The organism is Stenotrophomonas sp. 05L414_2 (assembly GCF_056397905.1).
The window spans coordinates 1-2,985 of sequence record NZ_JBFTOJ010000272.1 but is presented as its reverse complement, the minus strand read 5'-3'; the positions used below and the strand labels follow the sequence as shown (position 1 = coordinate 2,985).

Here is a 2,985-nt window from a genome sequence, read left to right as displayed (position 1 = left end):
TTCCTGCACGGTCAGCCCAATCTTGCTTAACCGTGTTGAAGAACTCCGAATTATGCGTCGAAATGAATAGCTGCCGACACACCTTTAGACTCGTAATGAGTAGGTAAGCCACGTCATAGATGTGGTTGGCATCTAGGCTACAGATCGGGTCATCCACGAAAACGACCAAATCCTCAAGCCGCTGACCGTTCTGCCCCAAGCTAACCAGGAAGTAAGCCAACGAGATCGCTGTCCGCTCACCGTCGCTCATATTGATGGCGGGTTGACCTTCGCGGATGAACTGGATCCGATTGTCCTGAGCCTGCTCGACGGAGATGCGCGGTCCAAGCAAGCGCCTCAGCAGTCCATTGATCTGACTTGCGGCCACCGAGCTACGTTGTAGCTCGGAATTTACCGCCGCCGCTTGCGCTGCAATTTTCTGCCCGACAGTCTTGATGCGTCCAAGCTCCGCTTCAGCCTGGTTCAAGAACGCGACCGCTTCCGCCGCTCCGGGGTCGAGCACAAATCGGGCTGCGAAGTGCTCCTTCACTTTCTCGGCTGCGCCTCGGCGTCTGGCGGCAAGTTCGTCACACGCGCGGTTGTGGTCATCTTTTGCCTGGTGAAGCTCCGCAAAGATGGCCGTCAACTCGGGAGCTCGATCATCAACTGCCTCCACGGTGTAGGCCGTCACCATGTTGGCAAGCTTCTCGTTCAGCAGGCCAGCCCAACTCCCACGGATCTCGCTTTCCCGAGCTTCCCAAGCCGTGAGCCGACCCAGTGCGGCCTTGACCTTGGCCCGGACATCGGGGACCCACTCCTTCTCATGCGGCAAGGTGTGCGCCGGCCTGCGCTGTTCCAACCGTCCGATTGCCGCCGTGATGGCTGCGTGCTGGTGGCGATACTCGTCGGAGAAGTGGTTCGCGTAGGCTTCGAGCGCTTGCGCTGCATCGTTTCCACAGAATGCACAGGTCGTACTGTGCTCATGAAAGCGCAGACCGGTGCGTACCCAGTCGCTCAGCGTGGGGTCGTCAGACAAGCGTTTGATCGTGTTCTGCTTTGGTGTCTCCTTCAACAACTTCGCGACGTCATCTACCCCAGGCGGGAGCGGAGGCACCACCTCTGGCAGGTTGCGAATGGGAGCGAACTCACTCTGGTCGCGCGCCTGGCCGACCATTGCTTGCAACGTGGCGAGGTTGAGAAGGTGGTTAGCCGGTGCGGTCAGCCGTTGATGGATACCTTTCAGATTGGGCGCACGAAAGTCGCGGACACCTAGAACCGTTCCGCATTCCCTAGCCAAGTCCGTGGCCGCTTTCTCCCTGGCGGTACTGGTCTCACTCTGCTTTGTTTGGACCGAGCGATACATTGCCGCCACACGGTCCCGCCGTCGGGACAGCGACACAATGCGGTTACTCAGCCGGATGTTGTCTTCGCCCACGATGAACAAGGCGGGCGCGTGCGTGTAGTCTGCCTGCTGCAGGTTTGCGTCGATGAAGTCCCGGTTGAAGATGCGCACGGGAACCTGCCCCCGATCTTGCTCTTTCCGACTATCCAGCACGCCCTGTCCCACGCTGACACGCACATGTGCGCCGGCCGGCAGCCCGCTTATGGTCGGCCCGTTCAATAGCCCGAAGACACGGGAAAGGGTCGTCTTGCCGGAAGCATTCCAGCCATAGATCAGGTTGTAACGCGCGAAGTCCGGTGCTGCGCTCGTTCGCCCGTCGTAGCCGTCCCAGACTGCCGCTTGAGAGATGGATTCAATTCGCCCAAACATGCATTCCCCTACGAGCATGATTCGTCATGAGCACCTATTCTTCTCGACAATCTAACGCATTTCACATACGTCCGCTGCCTTGACCGGGCAACGAACGGTTTGGGTCGGAGACCGCCCTTCCCTACCCTCGATAAATCTTCCTAATCTACGGCTCACCTTGAGCATGCTACGGTCCCGCAGCGATGGGAGAAAGTGCGGGATCGGATCCTGGCGCTAGCCGGATTGGCGCCAACGACCTAAATCTCTCCTAGATCCTTGAGCACGGACTGCCCCTTCTGCAGGAACCCAGCCAGCAGTCGGCCCCCTGCCACCCTCCGTCCCAGCCGCTGTTGAGGTAGCTGCTCTGCAGGCGCGCATGGGCCAGCAGATCCGTCTGGGCCATGCTGGGAGTTACGAACTGGAGCGGTTCGCCTAGGGACGCCAGCTGGCCCCAGATCGGCTGGACCACGCAAGTACGCTGGCTGTCACTCTTCGCATATCCCGTGGCCATCATCCGGCCGTTCTTCGGCGACCAGCCACCAAGCACCAACTCGGCTCCGAGCTGCTCGATCGGCAATCCTGCCTCGGCTGCCGCCTTCTCGTAGTTCGGCCACAGCTGGTCCACCACTAACCCCAGCTCGGTAGATAGCTGTTCCATTGTGAAATCTGCGCGGAAGCTGGCCTGCAGCGTTAGCTCATAAATGCGGAGGAAGAACTGCGTAGAACCTCGCGTAGCAAGTATCAGGTTGTGCTGAGGGATCAGCAGCAGCTTTGCTCCTGCTGAATGTTTCCCTGTGAGAGCATCCTCTGCCAAGGTATCCACTGCGACGACAAGGTGGTCACGAGTGAGTAGAAGGTTGAGGAGGCTCACGGCAGGCTCGTCTGGACGTTCGCAGACTATCGCCCTCCCCTTCCCCTCCTGTCCAGACTGCCATGACCTCCGAGATTACAAAGATCCTTGATCGCCTCCATGCTTGCGACGCCGCAATTGAGATGCACCGCGGCTACCTAAAGGCAATGGAGTATGTCCTGCGGATTTCGTTTCTAACGCACCAAGATCAAGAGCTTCTGCCCGACACGTGGACCAGATTGCTCCCTTCGATCGCTCAAAGCCACGAGAGAGACGGTGGCCAACTGTTTGCGGCCGCATTCCAGCAATCTCTGACAGTTCTCACCGAGCGGATCGGCGCGGAATGCACTAGGCCCTAAAACGCTCGGGCAACGGATCGCGCTCCCGCAACCCGGCAAGATACGCT

The 2,985-nt window shown here is 59.2% G+C and carries 2 protein-coding genes; both read right to left on the bottom strand.

Annotation, left to right across the window (positions count from 1 at the left end; all coding sequences use genetic code 11):
• Window positions 1-1,768: AAA family ATPase (locus tag AC1DJN_RS21420; protein WP_478040157.1), on the bottom strand; the 1,768-nt coding region annotated here is incomplete at its 3' end.
• Between the two features lie 229 nt (window positions 1,769-1,997).
• Window positions 1,998-2,600 (bottom strand): hypothetical protein, encoded by a 603-nt coding sequence (locus tag AC1DJN_RS21415; RefSeq protein ID WP_442251928.1) that lies wholly within the window; start codon window positions 2,598-2,600, stop codon window positions 1,998-2,000.
• Window positions 2,601-2,985 lie beyond the last annotated feature (385 nt).